General features: G+C 75.4%; 19 protein-coding genes. 4 read left to right on the top strand and 15 right to left on the bottom strand.

The window, feature by feature from the left end; all coding sequences use genetic code 11:
• Positions 1-8: 8 nt before the first annotated feature.
• From ACH443_RS03765 to sigE, 6 genes are all read right to left on the bottom strand, one after another.
• Positions 9-563: a 2'-5' RNA ligase family protein gene (locus tag ACH443_RS03765; protein ID WP_429762510.1), complete on the bottom strand. Its 555-nt coding sequence runs from the start codon at positions 561-563 to the stop codon at positions 9-11.
• Entirely contained in the window at positions 560-1,627 is a 1,068-nt protein-coding gene (trpS, locus tag ACH443_RS03760; protein WP_429762511.1) for a tryptophan--tRNA ligase, read from the bottom strand. The genes ACH443_RS03765 and trpS overlap by 4 nt, the downstream gene beginning before the upstream one ends.
• 61 nt (positions 1,628-1,688) lie before the next feature.
• Positions 1,689-2,069, bottom strand: a complete 381-nt coding sequence (locus tag ACH443_RS03755) for a Sec-independent protein translocase TatB (RefSeq protein ID WP_430589516.1) — start codon at positions 2,067-2,069, stop codon at positions 1,689-1,691.
• A 9-nt stretch (positions 2,070-2,078) separates the two neighbouring features.
• The gene (locus tag ACH443_RS03750) at positions 2,079-3,416 is read right to left on the bottom strand and encodes a S1C family serine protease (protein WP_430589515.1); all 1,338 of its coding nucleotides are present in this window, start codon (positions 3,414-3,416) and stop codon (positions 2,079-2,081) included.
• Positions 3,413-4,456 carry a zf-HC2 domain-containing protein gene (locus tag ACH443_RS03745; protein WP_430589514.1) on the bottom strand — a complete coding sequence of 348 codons (1,044 nt, stop codon included), beginning with the start codon at positions 4,454-4,456 and terminating at the stop codon, positions 3,413-3,415. Before ACH443_RS03745 ends, ACH443_RS03750 begins: the two co-directional genes overlap by 4 nt.
• Positions 4,453-5,094: an RNA polymerase sigma factor SigE gene (sigE, locus tag ACH443_RS03740; RefSeq protein ID WP_429762516.1), complete on the bottom strand. Its 642-nt coding sequence runs from the start codon at positions 5,092-5,094 to the stop codon at positions 4,453-4,455. The genes ACH443_RS03745 and sigE overlap by 4 nt, the downstream gene beginning before the upstream one ends.
• A gap of 191 nt (positions 5,095-5,285) precedes the next feature.
• Between sigE and ACH443_RS03735 the strand changes: the two genes are divergently transcribed.
• Positions 5,286-5,858 carry an O-methyltransferase gene (locus ACH443_RS03735; RefSeq protein WP_429762517.1) on the top strand — a complete coding sequence of 191 codons (573 nt, stop codon included), beginning with the start codon at positions 5,286-5,288 and terminating at the stop codon, positions 5,856-5,858.
• A 65-nt stretch (positions 5,859-5,923) separates the two neighbouring features.
• Here the strand turns inward: ACH443_RS03735 and ACH443_RS03730 are convergent, their stop codons facing one another.
• The 4 genes from ACH443_RS03730 to dapE form a co-directional block, all read right to left on the bottom strand.
• Entirely contained in the window at positions 5,924-6,091 is a 168-nt protein-coding gene (locus ACH443_RS03730) for a DUF3117 domain-containing protein (protein ID WP_111249454.1), read from the bottom strand.
• Between the two features lie 183 nt (positions 6,092-6,274).
• Positions 6,275-7,258 carry a dihydropteroate synthase gene (folP, locus tag ACH443_RS03725; RefSeq protein ID WP_430589513.1) on the bottom strand — a complete coding sequence of 328 codons (984 nt, stop codon included), beginning with the start codon at positions 7,256-7,258 and terminating at the stop codon, positions 6,275-6,277.
• Positions 7,255-8,136: a TIGR00730 family Rossman fold protein gene (locus ACH443_RS03720; protein ID WP_429762519.1), complete on the bottom strand. Its 882-nt coding sequence runs from the start codon at positions 8,134-8,136 to the stop codon at positions 7,255-7,257. Before ACH443_RS03720 ends, folP begins: the two co-directional genes overlap by 4 nt.
• Positions 8,133-9,359, bottom strand: coding sequence for a succinyl-diaminopimelate desuccinylase (gene dapE / locus ACH443_RS03715; RefSeq protein ID WP_429762692.1), 1,227 nt, complete (start codon positions 9,357-9,359; stop codon positions 8,133-8,135). The genes ACH443_RS03720 and dapE overlap by 4 nt, the downstream gene beginning before the upstream one ends.
• Positions 9,360-9,390: 31 nt before the next feature.
• On the opposite strand from dapE, the gene dapD reads away from it, so the two are divergent.
• Both dapD and ACH443_RS03705 read left to right on the top strand, forming a co-directional pair.
• Complete coding sequence (gene dapD / locus ACH443_RS03710; RefSeq protein WP_430589512.1) at positions 9,391-10,359, top strand: 2,3,4,5-tetrahydropyridine-2,6-dicarboxylate N-succinyltransferase; 969 nt, start codon at positions 9,391-9,393, stop codon at positions 10,357-10,359.
• 61 nt (positions 10,360-10,420) lie between these two features.
• A complete protein-coding gene (locus ACH443_RS03705) occupies positions 10,421-11,278 on the top strand; it encodes a hypothetical protein (RefSeq protein ID WP_430589511.1) in 858 nt (285 codons plus the stop codon).
• A 61-nt stretch (positions 11,279-11,339) separates the two neighbouring features.
• On the opposite strand, the gene ACH443_RS03700 is transcribed toward ACH443_RS03705, so the two are convergent.
• The 3 genes from ACH443_RS03700 to fdxA all read right to left on the bottom strand — a co-directional run bounded on the left by ACH443_RS03700 (position 11,340) and on the right by fdxA (position 14,324).
• Positions 11,340-12,662, bottom strand: coding sequence for a citrate synthase (locus ACH443_RS03700; protein WP_429762522.1), 1,323 nt, complete (start codon positions 12,660-12,662; stop codon positions 11,340-11,342).
• Between the two features lie 193 nt (positions 12,663-12,855).
• Complete coding sequence (dapC, locus tag ACH443_RS03695) at positions 12,856-14,007, bottom strand: succinyldiaminopimelate transaminase (protein WP_430557102.1); 1,152 nt, start codon at positions 14,005-14,007, stop codon at positions 12,856-12,858.
• Positions 14,007-14,324 carry a ferredoxin gene (fdxA, locus tag ACH443_RS03690; protein ID WP_429762524.1) on the bottom strand — a complete coding sequence of 106 codons (318 nt, stop codon included), beginning with the start codon at positions 14,322-14,324 and terminating at the stop codon, positions 14,007-14,009. Before fdxA ends, dapC begins: the two co-directional genes overlap by 1 nt.
• 73 nt (positions 14,325-14,397) lie before the next feature.
• Here fdxA and ACH443_RS03685 point away from each other — a divergent pair, with 73 nt between their 5' ends.
• On the top strand, positions 14,398-14,694 hold the full coding sequence (locus ACH443_RS03685; RefSeq protein ID WP_430589510.1) for a hypothetical protein: 297 nt from the start codon (positions 14,398-14,400) through the stop codon (positions 14,692-14,694).
• Positions 14,695-14,728: 34 nt separating this feature from the next.
• Here ACH443_RS03685 and ACH443_RS03680 read toward each other — a convergent pair whose 3' ends face one another.
• Positions 14,729-15,748: a prephenate dehydrogenase gene (locus tag ACH443_RS03680; protein WP_430589509.1), complete on the bottom strand. Its 1,020-nt coding sequence runs from the start codon at positions 15,746-15,748 to the stop codon at positions 14,729-14,731.
• Positions 15,745-16,704 (bottom strand): prephenate dehydratase, encoded by a 960-nt coding sequence (locus tag ACH443_RS03675; protein ID WP_429762527.1) that lies wholly within the window; start codon positions 16,702-16,704, stop codon positions 15,745-15,747. The genes ACH443_RS03680 and ACH443_RS03675 overlap by 4 nt, the downstream gene beginning before the upstream one ends.
• Between the last annotated feature and the right edge of the window lies 1 nt (position 16,705).

Raw genomic sequence — 16,705 nt, 5'->3', positions numbered from 1 at the left:
CCGCGACCCTAGGGAGCGGGGTGCTCCCCCGCGAGCCGGAACGAACGTTGCGGTCGCCACACGCCGTCGTCGCCGTGCTCGTACTGCCAGAGCCGGTCCACCTCGAAGACGCCGTCGAAGTCAGCCATCTCGACAAAGGCGCGGTCCAGGTCGGCCTCGGCGACCTCGTGCGCGACGGTGACGTGCGGGTGGTAGTTGAACCGCAGCTCCTGGGCCAGCACGCCCGAGCGGGCGGCGGTCTCGAGCTGCTCGCACTCCGCGATGCCCTCGGCGAGGGCCACGAACACCACCGGCGAGATCGGGCGGAAGGTGCCGGCCCCGCGCAGGTGCACCCGGAACGGGGCGGTCTCCGACGCGACCTTCTCGAGGTGCTCGACCACCGCGTCCAGCACGGACTCGTCGACGACCGTGGGGCCGATCACCGTGATGTGCGGCGGGATGGCGTGGGCCAGCGGGTCGCCGAGCGAGGCACGGGCCTCCTGGAGCCGCGAGCCGAACGGCTCGGGCACCGCGATGGCGACGCCGATCCGCACCTGGGCCGGGCCGCGGTCGGGGAGGTTCACCGGGCGCCCCGGGGCAGCAGGCCGAACCGGTCGTAGACGCGGTCGAGCACCGGGCGCGCGATGTCCCGCGCGCGCTCGGCGCCGTCGGCGAGCACCTTGTCGAGCTGCGCCGGGTCGGACAGGTAGGTCTGCGCCCGCGCCTGGAACGGCTCGAGGAACGCGACGACGGCGTCGGCGAGGTCCACCTTCAGGTAGCCGTAGCCGCGGCCGTCGTACTCGGCGGCGATCTCGTCGACGCCGCGGCCGGTGACGGCCGAGAAGATCGTGAGCAGGTTCGAGATCCCCGGCTTGGCTGCGGGGTCGTAGCGCACCCCGTACGTCTCGTCGGCGTCCGTGACGGCCGACTTGATGGCCTTGACGGCCTTCTTCGGGTCCTCGAGCAGCCAGACGACACCCTTGCCGCCCGCGTTCGACTTGCTCATCTTCGCCGTCGGCTCCTGGAGGTCCTGGATCTTCGCCACGGCCTTGACGATGTGCGCCTCGGGGACGACGGCGGTGCCCTCGCCGAAGCGCGCGTTCAGCCGCTCGGCCAGGTCGCGGGTGAGCTCGAGGTGCTGGCGCTGGTCCTCGCCGACCGGCACGAGCGCCGTGTCGTACAGGAGGATGTCCGCGGCCATCAGCACGGGGTAGGTGAACAGGCCCACCGTGGTGCCTTCGGAGCCCTGCTTCGCGGACTTGTCCTTGAACTGGGTCATGCGCCCGGCCTCGCCGAAACCGGTCTGGCAGGACAGGAGCCACGCCAGCTCCGCGTGCTCGGCCACGTGCGACTGCACGAACAGGATCGACCGCTCGGGGTCGATGCCGCCGGCCAGGTACTGGGCGGCGGTGCGGCGGGTGCGCTCACGCAGCGCCGCCGGGTCCGGGTTCACCGTCAGGGCGTGGAGGTCGACGACGCAGTACAGCGCCTCGTGGCCGTCCTGGAGCGCCACCCACTGGGCGAGCGCGCCCAGGTAGTTCCCGAGGTGCAGCGACCCGTCGGTCGGCTGCATGCCGGAGAAGATGCGGGGCAGTCCCGGCGCGGACGCTCCGCGCTGGAGGGACGGTGAGGTGGCGACGTCGGACATGCCGTCCATTGTGGCAGGTCGGCCGGACCGCTCGGAAACCCGTCCGCCCCGGCCCGACGGGCTACGTGGCCTCGTCGTCGAACGGGGCGGGCACGGCGGCGCGGCGCTCGTCGGAGGAGCTGGTGGCGGCGGCGGTCGCGGTGCCGCCCGCCGCCGCTGCGGCGCGGGGCGCGGGGGCAGGACCGTCGTCGTCGTCCATGAGCGCGTCGCGCACGATGCGACGGGGGTCGTACTGGCGCGGGTCGAGCTTGGACCAGTCGACGTCCTTGAACTCCGGCCCCAGCTCGGTGTCCACACGCGCCTTGGTGTCCTGCAGCAGGCGCTTGCCGCGCTTCACGAGCGAGGCCAGCTGGGCGGCATACCCGGGGAGGCGCTCGGGCCCGATGAGCAGGACGGCGAGCACCACGATGATGATGAGCTCACCGCCGTTGATGTCGAACACGCGGACAGCCTATTCGCTCTCGCGCTCCTGCAGCACCACCCGGACGTCGCGCTCCTCGCCGTCGGTGCGCACGCGCAGCGTCACCGCGTCCCCGGGCTGGCGGGCGCGGATCGCCACGATGAGGGCGTCGCTCACGGTCACGGGCCGGCCGTCGATCTCCAGGATGACGTCGCCGGGGCGGATGCCGGCCCGGTCGGCCGGGCCGTCGGGGGTGACGGCCGGCTGGCCCTGCTGGGGCCCGGACGAGACCTGCACCCCCTCTCCGGTGTACGTGGTGTCGAGCAGCGCCCCGATCACCGGGTACGTCGCGTGGCCCGACTCGATGAGCTGCTCGGCGGTGTGCCGCGCCTGGGACGCGGGGATCGCGAAGCCGAGGCCGATGCTGCCGGTGGCGGACATCGCGCCCGGCGGCTGCGCGATCGCCGAGTTGATCCCGACCACCTCGCCGCCCGAGTCGATCAGCGGGCCGCCCGAGTTGCCCGGGTTGATCGCCGCGTCGGTCTGGATGGCGTCGATGAACGCCGTCGCCGCGCCTCCCCCGGTCTCGTCCCCCGCCTGCACCGGCCGGTGCAGGGCGCTGACGATGCCGGTCGTCACCGTGGAGTCCAGGCCCAGCGGGGCGCCGACGGCGAGCACGGGGTCGCCGACCACCACGGCGTCGGAGTCCCCGAGGACCAGCGGCTCCAGGCCGTCGGCGTCCACCTTCACCACGGCCAGGTCGTAGTCCGCGGTGCGGCCCACCACCTCGGCGTCGCGCTTGCGGCCGTCGGCGAAGACCACGACCGCCGAGCCCCCCGCGGCCGCCGCAGGGGCGACCACGTGGTTGTTCGTGAGGATGTACCCGTCCTCGCGCAGCACGAAGCCCGACCCGCTGGACGCCCCGTTCGCGCCCTGCACCTGGATCGAGACGACGCTCGGCAGCACGTCGGCGGCGAGCGCCGCGACGGAGCCGTCCGGTCGGTCCGCGCCGGCGGACGCCCCGGCGGCCGTGCCCTCGTCCGCGTCCTGCCCGCCCGACGTCGGCAGCGCCGCGTCCGCGGGCCTCCCGTCGTCCAGGGCGTCCGACACGCGGTCCCCCGCGAAGCCGCCGACGGCACCCGCGACGAGGGCCAGCACCACGACCGCCGCCGCCCCCGGGCGGCGACGGCGCGCCGGCCGCGCGGGAGGCGCCGTCTCCGGCACCGCCGCGGTCGGCGGCTCGATGTCGGCCGGTGCCGGCACCGCCGACACCGTGGCAGGGAACAGGGTCGCCGCCGGCGGCGGCACGTACGGGTCGGGCTCCGGCGCGCGGGCCGGAGGCTCGGGCGGCGCGAACAGGTCGTCGGCGGGGCGGGACGGTTCGGTCATCGGCGCCAGACGGCTCCTGTCATCGCTCCGGACATCGCGTCGGACATGGCGCCGGACATCGCGCCGGTCATGATGGTCCAGCCGCGGGAGATCTCGCGCAGCACGCCCGCGTCGTCCCCTTCGGCGGAGCCCGGGAACGCCGCCACGATCTCGGCGAGCGCGTCGGCGTCGACGTCGGTCGCCACGTCGACGACGGTGTCCCCCGACTGCCAGGCCACGTGCCACGGATCGGCGGAGAGCACCCGCACGTCGTGGCCGCGGACGGCGAGCCCGCCCGCCGACCCGTCGGTGGCCCCGTCGGTGGTGCCGGCGACGGCCGTGCCCAGGTCCGCGAGCCGACCCTGCCGCAGGCACGCGACGGCGCTGCCGTCCGGCCCGGACAGGTCCAGCTCGACGGCCGCCGCGTCCGGGCCGCCGGCGCCGGCGCAGCCGTCCGTGCGCAGCGCGGTCACGGCGTACCCCTCGGGCAGCGCGGCGGGCGCGGACCAGCCGTGGTCGGCCAGCCAGGTGAGGGCGTCGGCGGTGGCCGCGCGGCCGGCCGCCACGTCGTGCCCGCCCGGCTCGGCGTCCGCCAGCAGCGTCAGCGCCGCGACCCGCGACGGGTCCGGGGTCACCACGGGGGCCTGCCCCAGCACGAACAGCGCGACGCCGAGCACGCCGACGCCGCCCGCCCCCGCGGCGACCAGCCGCCGGGTCCGGTGCCGCCGTCGGGAACCCAGGTCGCCCGACAGGGACGGCTCCCACGCCCGGGGACGCTCCCAGTCCGCGGACCGGCCGCGGTCGCGCAGCGGGTCGCCGGTCGTCGACGGGATGGACGCCGACAGCGCGAGCAGGCGGTTCGTGAGCTCCGGGTCGGGCGCGACGTCGCAGGCTGCCGCGAGCGCGCGGTGCGCGGCCCGGGCCGCGTCGAGCTCGGTCGCGCACCGGGGGCAGCCCGCGACGTGCGCGAGCGCGCGCTCGGTCGCCGCGGCGTCGAGCTGGCCGTCGGCCAGGTCGCTCACCCAGGCCCCGAGGTGCCCGGACCCGGCGTACCCCGTCACGACGCCGCCCCGCCGTTCGCGTCCCGCGCGGTCACCTCCGCGCGCCGGTGCTCCAGCGCGTCGCGGAGCTGCGCACGGGCGCGGTGGATGCGGGAGCGGACCGTGCCGAGCTTGATGCCCAGGGTGACGGCGATCTCCTCGTAGCTGAGGCCCTCGATGTCGCACAGGACGACCGCGGCGCGGTACTCGGGGCGCAGCGCGTCGAGCGCGGCCTGCACGTCGTGGTCCAGGTTCGCGTGCTCGAACCCGCGCTCGGGGCGACCGTGGTCCTCGGGGGCGGCGACGCGGGCGGCGTCGTCGCCCATCGCCTCCATGCGGATGCGCTTCTTGCGCCGCACCTGGTCGAGGAACAGGTTCGTCGTGATGCGGTGCAGCCACCCCTCGAACGTGCCCGGGGTGTAGCTGGAGAGCGACCGGAACACGCGCAGGAACGTCTCCTGGGTGAGGTCCTCGGCGTCCTGCCGGTTGCCGCTCAGCCGGTACGCGAGCCGGTACACGCGCGCCGAGTGCTCGCGCACGATCTCGTCCCACGTCGGGGGCGTCCATGCCGGCGCTGACGCGGCGTCCTCGGGCGCGCCGAAGGTCGCCTCGGCGGGGGCCTCGGGCACGTCCTGCACGGGAGCGGGGTCGGTCGTCATCATCACCATCGTCCCACGGCAACGTCCGGGCGCGCCGCGGCGTTCCCGCGTACGATCACCGCAGCATCACCCGCGCCGGCCGTCCGCCGGCGACCCCGCCGTGGAGGACCGCCATCACCACCGACGTCGACGCCCGCAGCGGTCGCACCGCAGCCTGGGCCTACAGCGAGTCCTTCGTCCCCGAGGACGAGGTGCTGCTCCGTGCCCGCGAGCGCGCGGCGGAGCTCGGCTGCGGGGCCGTCTCCCCCGGCACGGGGGCGCTGCTGCAGGTCGTGGCCGCGGCGCTCGGCGCGCGGGCCGTCGTGGAGGTCGGCACGGGCACCGGCGTCGCCGCCCTCTGGCTCCTGCGCGGCATGCCCGCCGACGGCGTGCTCACGACCATCGACGCCGAGCTCGAGCACCAGCGCGCCGCGAAGCGGGCCTTCGCCGAGGCCGGGGTCGCGCCGGGTCGCACCCGGGCCATCCCCGGCCGGCCCGCCGACGTCCTGCCCCGGCTCACCGACGGCGCGTACGACCTCGTGCTCGTCGGGGCGGAGCCGCACTCCTATCCCGAGTACGTCGAGGCCGGCCTGCGGCTGCTGCGCCCCGGCGGCGTCCTCGCCGTCGACGGCGCGCTCCACGGCGGGCGCGTGCCCGATCCTGCGCGGCGCGACGAGGTGACCACCGTGGTGCGCGACGTCGGGCGCGCGCTGCGCTCCGACGACCGGGTGCTGTCCGCCCTGGCCCCGTCGGGGGACGGACTGCTCCTCGCCGTACGGCAGTGAGACACCGCGGGCGCCGGGCGACCTCGTCGCCCGGCGCCCGCCGTCCTGCTCCTACCGCGCCGTCGTCACGCGACGACGGCCTGGAGTGCCTCACCCAGCTCGGTCGCCTCGGTGGCGTTCAGCTCCACGACCAGACGGCCGCCACCCTCGAGCGGGACCCGCATGACGATGCCGCGTCCTTCCTTGGTGACCTCCAGCGGCCCGTCGCCCGTCCGCGGCTTCATCGCAGCCATCTGTGGCTCTCCATTCCGTTGTCCGGTTCCTCGGCCTGCCCCCTGCCCGCTGCCCGCCGGTCGGCGGGGGCGAGACGAGGCGCGCCCCACCATTCTAGGTCAGAACCCACCCCTGACTTCCACACCCCGGACGTCAGGGGTCGACTGGCGAGACCCGGCCCGGCCCGGCCAGGTCAGGCGGCCTCAGGCGAGGCCGCGCAGCGCCGCAGCGGGCGGGGCCTCGTCGCGGACGGCGGCGACCAGGTCGAGCACGCGCCGCGTGGCGACGACGTCGTGGGCGCGGAAGACGGTGGCGCCCTGCCATGCCGCGAGCGCGGTGGCCGCGAGGGTGCCCTCCAGCCGGTCGCCGGGGGCCAGCCCCAGCGTCTCCCCGACGAAGTCCTTGCGGCTGAGCGCCATGAGCAGCGGGTAGCCGAGCCCCGCGAGCGCGGCGGTGCGGCGCAGGAGGTGCAGCGACTGCCAGGTGTTCTTGCCGAAGTCGTGCGTGGGGTCCACGAGCACCGACCGTGGCGGGACGCCGCAGGCGACGGCCCGCGCGGCGGCCGCGCGCAGCGTCGCGACGACGTCGTCCAGGACGCCGTCGCGCGGGTCGGCGGCCTCCCCGGGCACGGCCTGGTCGACGGACGGGTGGCCGGCGGGCGGGTACTCGACGCGGTACGGGTCGGTGCGCGGCACCGCCCCGCCGGTGTGGGAGCACACGACCCCGACCCCCGCCGCGCCGGCCACCTCCACGAGCGCGGGGTCGTGCCCCGCCCAGGTGTCGTTGACGAGGTCCGCCCCGACGGCGACGACCTCGCGGGCGACGCCGGAGCGCCACGTGTCGACCGACACCAGCAGGTCGGGCAGCTCCTCGCGCACCCGCGCGACGAACGGGACCACGCGGCCGATCTCCTCCGCCTCGTCGACGTCCGGGCCGACGCCGGCGCGCACCCCGCCGACGTCGAGGATCTGCGCGCCGTCCGCCCAGGCCTGGTGCGCCGCGTCGAGCGCGGCGCCGTCGTCGGGCCGCCGGGCCGGGGCGTAGAAGGAGTCCGTGGTGCGGTTGACGATCGCCATCACCACGGGCCGCAGCACCCCGTCGGGGCCGCGGCCGACCTCCCGCCCGCGCAGCACCAGCGGGGTCCCCGCCGCCGGGACGCCGGCCGGGGACGGGGCGTCGGTCGTCACGAGGCGTCGGCCGCCTCGCCCGCGTCGTCAGCCGCGTCCCGCTGGTCCTCGACGAGCTCGTCCAACGCCTCGCGCTCCGAGGCGGCGAGTGCCCGCCCGCGCTCGATCACGTACCGCACGGCCTCCTCCGGCGAGTCCGTGAGGTGCAGCAGGTCGAGGTCGGCCCGGCCGATCATCCCGCGGTCCGCCACGGCGGTGCGCAGCCACTCCAGCAGCCCGCCCCAGTAGTCGGAGCCGACCAGCACGATCGGGAACTCGGTCACCTTGTGGGTCTGCACGAGCGTGAGGGCCTCGAACAGCTCGTCGAAGGTGCCGAAGCCGCCCGGCAGCACGATGAAGCCCTGCGCGTACTTGACGAACATCGTCTTGCGGGCGAAGAAGTAGCGGAAGTTCACGCCCAGGTTCACGAACTCGTTCATGCCCTGCTCGAAGGGCAGCTCGATGCCGAGCCCGATGGACGTGCCGCCCGCGTGGTGCGCCCCCTCGTTGGCCGCCGCCATGATCCCCGGGCCGCCGCCCGTCATCACCGCGTAGCCGGCCTCGGCGAGCAGCCGCCCGACCTCGACGGCGAGCGCGTGGTCGGGGTGGTCGGGGGACGTCCGGGCCGACCCGAACACCGACACCGCGGGGCCCACCTCGGCGAGGGCGCCGAAGCCCTCGACGAACTCCGACTGGATCCGCATCACGCGCCACGGGTCGGAGTGCACCCAGTCGGAGTCGCCGCCGCCGGAGAGGAGCCTCTGGTCGGTGGTCTGGGCCGGGATCTCCTTGCCCCGCAGCAGCACGGGCCCCTTGCGGTAGCCCTTGCCCTTCTCGGGCACCCCGTCGTCGCCGCGCTCGGGTCCGTGGGCGCTGGGGGAGGTCGTCGCTCGCGTCATGACTCGAGACTATCCACGCCACCCGCGGGCCCGCCGAGCAGCCAGCCGCGCAGGGCGTCGCGACCCACCGCGAGCCGGGCCACGGGCAGGCGCTCGTCGTCCTTGTGCGCCAGCACGGGGTCCCCCGGGCCGAAGTTCACGGCGGGGATGCCGAGCTCGGCGAACCGCGCGACGTCGGTCCAGCCGTACTTGGGCGTCGGCGCGGTACCGGTCGCGGCCTGGACGGCCGCGGCGAAGTCCGCCACGAGCGGGTCGTCGAGGCCCGGCCGGGCCCCGGGGGCGGCGTCCGTGACGACCACCTCGAAGCCCTCGAAGAGCTCGCGCACGTGCGCCTCCGCCTCGGCGACGCCCTGCGACGGGGCGAAGCGGTAGTTCACCGTGACGGTGCAGGCGTCCGGCACCACGTTGCCCGCGATGCCGCCGCGGATGCCGACGGCGCCCAGGCTCTCGCGGTACACCAGCCCGTCCACCTCGACCTCACGCGCCTCGTAGGCGGCGAGCCGTTCGAGCACCGGCGCCGCCGCGTGGATCGCGTTCACCCCGGCCCAGGCGCGCGCCGAGTGCGCGGCGACGCCGTGGGTGCGGACCTCGACGCGCAGCGTCCCGTTGCAGCCGCCCTCGATGCCGTTGTTGCTCGACTCGCCCAGGATCGCGACGTCCCCCTCGAGCGCCTCCGGGTGGTTCCGCACCAGACGGCCCAGCCCGCTGAGCGACGCCTCGACCTCCTCGTGGTCGTAGAAGACGTACGTGACGTCGTGGGCGGGCTCGCTGCCCGCGCGACCCAGCTCGACGGCGAGCGCGAGCATGATCGCCACGCCGCCCTTCATGTCCACGGTGCCGCGGCCCCACATCTCGACGGTCCCGTCCGCGGCCGCCTGGAGGCGCGTGGGGAGGTTCGGCGGGTCGGTCAGCGGCACGGTGTCCAGGTGGCCCGCGAGCACCACGCGTCGGGCGCGGCCCAGGCGGGTGCGGGCGACGAGGGCGTCGCCGTCGCGCAGCACGTCGAGGTGGGGCTGGGCGCGCAGCACCCGCTCGACGGCGTCCGCGAGCGCGGCCTCGTCGCCGGAGACCGACGGGACGTCGCAGATCGCGGCCAGCAGGTCCACGAGGTCCGACGTCGCGACCGTCTCCGGGTCGAGCAGGGCGTCCAGGCGGGCGTCCGCGCGGGGGCCGGGGTGGGGGTCGCGAGAAGGGGGTGTGCTGTCCGTGGTCACGCGCACCATCGTGGCAGACGCGCCGACTACGCTGGGCCGCATGACGACGCCTGCCTTCTCCCGCCCCGCCTGGGGCCTCGGTCTCGCCACGGTCGCCGACGACGGCACCACGCTCGACGTCTGGTACCCCGCGCCCGTGCTGGGCGCGCCGCCGGAGACCGACGTCGACATCCCGGCCGAGCTCGACGCCCTCACCGAGCGGGACGACGCGCGCCGCGTGGACGTCGTCGTCGTGCGCACCGTGATCGACCTCGACGCCGCCCCCCAGGACACCCGGGACGCGTACCTGCGGCTGCACCTGCTCTCCCACCGCCTGGTCCAGCCCCACGGCCTCAACCTGGACGGCCTCTTCGGCGTCCTGACCAACGTGGTGTGGACGTCCCACGGCCCGTGCGCCGTCGAAGGCTTCGAGGCCACGCGCCTGCGCCTGCGCGCCGACACCGGCCGCGCCGTCACGGTGTACGGGATCGACAAGTTCCCGCGCATGGTCGACTACGTCGTGCCCGCCGGCGTGCGGATCGCCGACGCCGACCGCGTGCGCCTCGGCGCGCACCTCGCGTCGGGCACCACCGTCATGCACGAGGGCTTCGTCAACTTCAACGCCGGCACGCTCGGTGCCTCCATGGTCGAGGGCCGGATCTCCGCCGGGGTCGTCGTGGGGGACGGGTCCGACGTCGGCGGCGGCGCGTCGATCATGGGCACCCTGTCGGGCGGCGGCAAGGAGGTCATCAGCGTGGGTGAGCGGTCGCTGCTCGGCGCCAACGCCGGCCTCGGCATCCCGCTCGGCGACGACTGCGTGGTCGAGGCCGGCCTCTACCTCACCGCGGGCACCAAGGTCACCGTGCTCGGCGAGATGGGCGCCGACGGCGACCCGCTGGTGGTCAAGGCCCGCGACCTCGCCGGTCGCGACAACCTGCTGTTCCGCCGCAACTCGCGCACCGGCGCGGTCGAGGTGCTGGAGCGGGGCGGCGTGGGCATCGAGCTCAACGCCGCGCTGCACGCCAACTGAGGTGTCCGGCCGACGGGGCCGGCGGAGAGGCCGGCGGGGGGCTGCCGGCGCAGCCCTCGCCGTGGTCCTCGTCGCCGGCGCCGGGGCGACGGCCGGCGTCGTCTGGTTCCTCAACCGGGTCGACACGCCCTCGGTGCAGCGGTGCGCGGCCGAGCTGGACGGCACGTCGTGGTACCTCACGCCGGTCCAGGCGGACAACGCCGCCCTGATCGTCGGGTCGTCCGTGCAGCGCGGGCTGCCGGGCCGGGCGGCCACGATCGGGCTGGCGACGGCGCTGCAGGAGTCCCGGCTGGTCAACATCGACTACGGCGACCGGGACTCGGTGGGCCTCTTCCAGCAGCGCCCCTCCCAGGGGTGGGGCACCGTCGACGAGATCATGGACCCGGTCTACTCGACGGGGAAGTTCTACGACGGCCTCGTCGAGGTCGACGGCTACGAGAACCTGGAGGTCACGGTCGCCGCCCAGGCGGTGCAGCGCTCCGGGTTCCCCGACGCGTACGGGCAGCACGAGACCCGGTCGCGGGCCTGGGCGTCCGCGCTCACCGGCCACTCCCCCGGGGCGATCACCTGCGACCTGCCGCCCACCGAGGACGACGAGGCCCCGTCCGGCGCAGCCGCCCGGGACCTGCTCGCCGAGCGCGGCGCGCGCGACCTCGGCTTGCCCGCCGACGCCCTGCGCGCCGACACGTCCGCCGAGGACGTGAACGCCGTCGTCGTGGACGCGACCGCGGTGCCGCTCGACGGCGAGCTCGCCACGTGGGCCGTCGCGCACTGGGCGGTCGCGACGGCGTCCGTCTCCGGGGCGCAGGAGGTGCGGGCCGACGCACAGGTGTGGACCCGCGAGGACGGCACGTGGTCCGTCGTGGACGACGACGCCGACCGCCGGCCCGACGGCCAGGTGACGATCGTCCTGTCGTGATCGTCCTGGTCGCGGGCCGACGGCCGGCGTCGGTGCGGTACCCGTCCTGGAGGCGAGAGCCTCAGCGCTGCTCGAGCGGCACGTAGTCGCGCTCGGTCGGACCGGTGTAGACCTGCCGCGGGCGGCCGATCTTGGTCTGCGGGTCGTTCATCATCTCGCGCCACTGGGCGATCCAGCCGGGCATGCGGCCCAGCGCGAACAGCGGCGTGAACATGGCCGGCGAGAAGCCCATGGCCTTGTAGATGAGCCCGGTGTAGAAGTCCACGTTCGGGTAGAGCTTGCGCTCGACGAAGTAGTCGTCGTGCAGCGCGATCTCCTCGAGCCCGCGGGCGATGTCGAGCAGCTCGTCCTTGGCGCCGAGCTGGCCCAGCACGGCGTCCGCGTGCTTCTTGACGATCGCGGCGCGCGGGTCGTAGCTCTTGTAGACGCGGTGGCCGAAGCCCATGAGCCGGACGCCGGCCTCCTTGTTCTTGACCTTCTTCATGAAGGTCTCGACGGAGTCGTCGCCGCTGCGGATGCTCTCGAGCATCGTGAGCACCGCCTCGTTGGCGCCGCCGTGCGACGGGCCCGACAGCGCGTTGATGCCGGCGGCGACCGACGCGTAGAGCGTCGCGTTCGACGAGCCGACGATGCGGACGGTGGACGTCGAGCAGTTCTGCTCGTGGTCCGCGTGCAGGATGAGGAGCTTGTCCATCGCGGACACGAGCACCGGGTCGGACTCCCACTGCTCGTACGGCCGCGAGAACGTCATGCGCAGGAAGTCGTCGACGTAGCCGCGGGCGTAGTCCGGGTACATCAGCGGCTCGTCGCGCGTGGCGCGGTGCAGGTACGACGTGATGGTGCGGATCTTGGCGAGGATCAGCACCGTGGCGAGCTCGACCGCCTCCGGGTCGTGCGGGTCCAGCGACTCGGGGTAGTACGTCGCGAGCGCGTTGACCGCCGAGGCCAGGATCGACATCGGGTGGCCGCCGCGCGGGAACGACGACAGGAAGGCACGGAAGCCCTCCGGCACCAGCGTGTGGCGGTTGACCCGCTCCTCGAACGCCGACAGCTCGGCCGGGGAGGGCAGCTCGCCGTGGATCAGCAGGTACGCCACCTCGAGGAAGGTGGACGAGTCGGCCAGCTGCTCGATGGGGTACCCGCGGTAGCGCAGGATGCCCTGGTCGCCGTCGATGTACGTGATCTCCGACTGGCACGACGCGGTGTTCGTGAACCCGGGGTCGACCGTGACGAGCCCGGTGTCCTTCAGCAGGGACGACACGACGATGCCGTCGTTGCCCTCCGTGGCGGGGACGACGGGCAGCTGGCGAGCGGTACCGTCGACGACGAGCTCGACCGAGGCGGAGTCGCCCGTGGTGCCTGCGGCAGGCGTGGTGGACGTCATGTCTTCCTTCCGTGACGGGCCTGCCGACTCCCGACGACGGGACCGGTGGGCGCGTGACTCGTGACTCTGGGACGGGGGCGGCCCGGGGCACGCCGGCCGTGGCATCCTCCAGGGCTACCTCGGCCTGCGGTCGAACCTACCCCCCAACACCAAGGTGTTCCAATCCCTCACCCAGCCGCAGCCATCCGTCGGGTCACAGAGTTGTGATGCGCGCCACAGCCTCGGCCACGGACCCGTCGGGTGCGGTGAGCGCGACGCGGACGTGCGACCGCCCCGCGTCGCCGTAGAACTCCCCCGGCCCCACCAGGATGCCGCGGCGGGCGAACCACGCCGCGAGGTCGCGCGACGTCGCGCCCGCGAGTGGCGTCCCGTCCGCCGGGCGGGCCCACAGGTAGAGGCCGGCCTCGGAACCGTCCACGACGAAGCCCGCCGTCCCGAGCGCGCCGAGCAGCGCGGCGCGGCGGCCGCGGTAGACCTCGCGCTGGGCCGCGACGTGCGCGTCGTCGCCCAGGGCGGCGGTCATCGCCGCCTGGACCGGCGCGGGAACGATCATCCCGAGGTGCTTGCGGGTGGCCAGGAGACCCGACACGAGGGTGGGGTCGCCGGCCACGAAGGCCGCGCGGTACCCGGCCACGTTGGACTGCTTCGACAGCGAGTACGCCGCGAGCAGACCCTCGGTGCCACCCCCGGTGACTCGCGGGTCGAGCAGGCTGGGCACCCGCGAGACGCCGTCGTCGCCGACCCAGGCGTCGGCCCACGGCAGCTCGGCGTAGCACTCGTCGCCCACGACGACGGCGCCGATCTCCCGCGCCGCCTCCACCACGCGGCGCAGGTGCGCGACGTCGGCGACCTCGCCGGTCGGGTTGCCGGGCGAGTTGACCCACACCAGGCGCACGTCGCGGCGCCCCGCCCAGGCGTCGACGTCGTCCGTGGCCAGCGGCGTCGCACCGGCCAGCCGCGCCCCGACGTCGTAGGTGGGATAGGCGACCGCCGGGTGCACGACGACGTCGCCCGGGCCCAGGCGCAGCAGCGACGGCAGCAGGCCGACGAGCTCCTTGGAGCCGACCGTGGGCAGCACGGCGTCCGGGTCGAGACCGGGGACCCCGCGGCGGCGGGCGAACCAGCCCGTCACGGCCTCCCGGAGCGCGGGCGTGCCGTGCGTCAGCGGGTAGCCGTGGGCGTCGGACGCCGCGGCGAGCGCGTCGCGCACGACCTGCGGGGTCGGGTCGACCGGCGTGCCGATCGACAGGTCCACGACGCCGCCGGGGTGCGCACGGGCGGTCGCCCGCACGTCCTCGAGCGTGTCCCAGGGGTAGGGCAGTCCGCTGAGGTCGGCGAACCCCATCAGGCCTGGGGCGGCAGGCCGGCGATCATGGGGTCGTCCTTCTCGATGAGCCCCATCTTCGCGGCGCCGCCGGGCGAGCCGAGGTCGTCGAAGAACTCGACGTTGGCGCGGTAGTAGTCCTTCCACTGCTCGGGGACGTCGTCCTCGTAGTAGATGGCCTCGACCGGGCACACCGGCTCGCAGGCGCCGCAGTCCACGCACTCGTCCGGGTGGATGTACAGGGAGCGCGAGCCCTCGTAGATGCAGTCCACGGGACACTCCTCGATGCACGCCTTGTCCTTGACGTCGACGCACGGCTGAGCGATCACGTAGGTCACTGCGGGCTACCTTCCAGGTGACGAGGGCGCGCGCCGGAGAGCCGGGCGCCGAACCAACTCTAGTATCGCTGACGTGGTGCCTCCGCCGTCAGCCGTCCCACCTGCCGTACCCCCGCCCGCCTGGCGCGGGGTGCCCGCGGGCACCCGCGTCGTCGTGCGGCGGCGCCTGTCCCCCGCCGAGGCGGCCGAGCACGAGGCCCGGTGGGCGGACGTCGTGGGGATTCTCACGGCCGTCGGGCCCGCCGGCCTGCGCGTGCGTCCCGACCGCTCCCCCGACCTGCCGGAGGTGGCCGTCGCCGCCGACGACGTCGAGGCCGTGAAGCCGGTCCCGCCGCGGCGACCGCGGCGGGGGCGGCCCGACCAGACCTGAGCCGCGGCCCGAGCCTGCGAGACTGTCGTACCGCTCAGCGCGGCGCGCGCACCCGGACCGCGCCGTCGTCGACGCCCACGACGACGGCGCCCGCCGTGCAGCGCGCCACGAGGTCGTCGACCAGGCCGGACGTCCAGGCGTCGCCGACCGGCAGCGACTCCTCGGGACCCGCCGGGCGCGCGCGGCCCCCCGCGCGCAGCTCGCGGACGTCGTCGGCGGCGTGGAAGACGTCGTGCAGCGAGCCGTTCGTCTCCAGGGCGCCGATCACGACCTCGAGGTCGCGCACCGCCTTGCGCAGCGCGGGCGCCACCCACGCAGCGTTCTCGGTGACCATCGCCTCCGTGCGGGCCGGGTCGGTGAGCGCGACCCGGGTGCCGTCGCGGAAGCTGCCGGCGGCGAGGCCCAGCGCGAGGTCGCGGACCGGCGCGCCCGCCACGGCGTTGAGCAGCTGGGTGGCGAGCACGTGCGGCACGTGGCTCACCAGGGCGGCCGCCTCGTCGTGCCGGTCGTCGGTGACGACGGCGGCGGTGCCGGCCAGCGGACCCGTCACCAGGCGCAGCACCTGCGCCAGACGCCGGGGCTCGTCGGGCGCAGCACCCCCCGGCTCGGCCACGGTCACCGCCCACGGCGCCGCGTCGAGCAGGCCGGCGTCGGACGCGGCGAAGCCGCTGTGCTCGGTGCCGGCCATCGGGTGCGCCCCGACGTACCGGTCGCCCAGCCCCGCGGCGAGGACCGCTGCCCGGACCGGGCCCTTGACCGAGCCGACGTCGGTCACGGTCGCGTCGCCACCCGCCAGCAGCGGCGCGAGCTCGGCGGCCGTGGCGCGCACGGCGCGCAGCGGGACGGCGAGCACGACGACACCGGGACGTTCGGCGCACAGGTCCGCCAGATCGTCCGCCACGCGCAGCCCGACGGCGCGCGCGTCGCCGCGGGTGCCGGCGTCGGTGTCCGTCGCGACGACGTCCACGTCGCGCGCTGCGAGCAGCCGCGCGAGCGACCCGCCGACCAGGCCGAGGCCGACGACCCCGACCCGGCCGTCCCGCGCGTCGTTCACCACAGCAGGCCCCGCGCGACCGTCGCGTCGTCGTCCGAGCCCAGCACGCTGCCCGTCGGCACGTGGTCGGGCAGCACGCCGTCGAGGCCCGGCCCGCCGGGCGCCACGGGGAACGCGCCGAGCACCTTGAGCGAGTCGCCCGCGCCGAGCAGGGCGGCGAACAGGTCGCGCACCTGCGGCTCCCAGGGGGCGCCGTCGAGCGTCACGACGAACACGTACTGGCTCTCGCGCACCTTCAACGGGCGCTCCACGAGGCTCGACATGTTCACGCCGCGCTCGGCGAACTCCGCCGTGACCCGCGCCAGCACGCCCGGCCCGGTGACCACCGGGGTCACGGCGGCCATGGTGCGCCACGCGTCGCGGGCGTGCCCCGCCGCGCGCACCGGCGCCCACGCGGCGGTCGCGTCGTCCCGGCGGCACAGCACGACGAACCGCGTGCGCGCGCCGGCGAAGTCCTCCACCCCCGTCGCGAGCGTCTCCAGCCCGTAGAGCTCTCCGCACAGCCTCGGCCCGAAGGCGACCTGGTGGTCGGCGAGGTCGCGGCACGCGGCCGCGTTCGACGACGCCGGCACGGGCAGCAGGTCGTGCTCCGCGACGAACCGCGTGCACTGCGCCAGGCCGTGCGGGTGCGCCGTCGCCTCGCGCAGCCCCGACGGGTCGGCGTGCCCGGGACGGACGAACGCGTCGAAGGAGACGTCCAGCACGACCTCGTCCACCGCGACCACGTCGGGGCTGCCCACGAGCGCGTCCAGGGACGGCACGACGTACCCCTCGACGGAGCTCTCGATCGCCACCACCCCGCGGTCAGCGGCGCCCGACGCGACGGCGTCGTGCACCTCCCGGACGGTGGCCAGCGGCAGCTGCGCGGCGTCGCCGCCCCTCGTCCGTGCGCCGGCCCAGCGCCGGACCGCCTCGTGGGTGAACGTGCCCTCCGGCCCGAGGTACGCGATCCTCATC

Source organism: Isoptericola sp. NPDC019571 (assembly GCF_044389385.1).
In the GTDB taxonomy this organism is placed as follows: Bacteria; Actinomycetota; Actinomycetes; order Actinomycetales; family Cellulomonadaceae; genus Isoptericola; species Isoptericola nanjingensis.
This window is presented reverse-complemented; position numbering and strand designations above follow the sequence as displayed.

Bases quoted from the DNA above. Each gene is read 5' to 3' on its own strand.
- trpS (WP_429762511.1), bottom strand. From the start codon at position 1,627: ATGTCCGACGTCGCCACCTCACCGTCCCTCCAGCGCGGAGCGTCCGCG.
- ACH443_RS03750 (WP_430589515.1), bottom strand. From the start codon at position 3,416: ATGACCGAACCGTCCCGCCCCGCCGACGACCTGTTCGCGCCGCCCGAG.
- sigE (WP_429762516.1), bottom strand. From the start codon at position 5,094: ATGACGACCGACCCCGCTCCCGTGCAGGACGTGCCCGAGGCCCCCGCC.
- ACH443_RS03730 (WP_111249454.1), bottom strand. From the start codon at position 6,091: ATGGCTGCGATGAAGCCGCGGACGGGCGACGGGCCGCTGGAGGTCACC.
- ACH443_RS03720 (WP_429762519.1), bottom strand. From the start codon at position 8,136: ATGACGCGAGCGACGACCTCCCCCAGCGCCCACGGACCCGAGCGCGGC.
- dapE (WP_429762692.1), bottom strand. From the start codon at position 9,359: ATGGTGCGCGTGACCACGGACAGCACACCCCCTTCTCGCGACCCCCAC.
- dapD (WP_430589512.1), top strand. From the start codon at position 9,391: ATGACGACGCCTGCCTTCTCCCGCCCCGCCTGGGGCCTCGGTCTCGCC.
- ACH443_RS03700 (WP_429762522.1), bottom strand. From the start codon at position 12,662: ATGACGTCCACCACGCCTGCCGCAGGCACCACGGGCGACTCCGCCTCG.
- dapC (WP_430557102.1), bottom strand. From the start codon at position 14,007: ATGGGGTTCGCCGACCTCAGCGGACTGCCCTACCCCTGGGACACGCTC.
- ACH443_RS03675 (WP_429762527.1), bottom strand. From the start codon at position 16,704: ATGAGGATCGCGTACCTCGGGCCGGAGGGCACGTTCACCCACGAGGCG.